The organism is Acinetobacter sp. GN11, assembly GCF_054823985.1.
Genome location: NZ_JRVL01000347.1, coordinates 1 through 410, shown reverse-complemented (window position 1 = coordinate 410; position 410 = coordinate 1). Strand labels below are relative to the sequence as shown.

Below are 410 nucleotides of genomic sequence, written 5' to 3'. Positions count from 1 at the left end.
TTAGATAGCCAAGCTTATACATTGCTGGTAGTTCAATATTTGCATCTTGAAGCATTGCTAAGCAGTCTGCTTTGGTAAGTTCTGCTTCAATTAAAGGGAAGTAAGTTTTAATGGTTGGGTTTTTTTCTTCAAACTCTTCAGCTCGCGCAATTTCTGTTAGGTCATATCCAAATACATGTAAGTCGCCATATTCTTGGAAAGAACCACGCGGAATCCGCTTTAACTGAGTTGTGCAGGGTGCGCCATTTGGTCCCTTTAAAAAATTCCTTCTACTAAAAACTTCATAAATTGAATTTTTCCCATCAGGATATTGAGGGTTATAAAGTTTAATGATTTCTTGAGCAAACCATTGCTGGCATTCACTAAAAAATCTTTCATTATCGAAATGCTCTTCAATAATAGGGCTATTA

General features: G+C 36.1%; 1 pseudogene. It reads right to left on the bottom strand.

Annotation, left to right across the window (positions count from 1 at the left end):
• Positions 1–410 (bottom strand): annotated as a pseudogene (locus tag NL42_RS19155) (hypothetical protein); the annotation flags it as partial.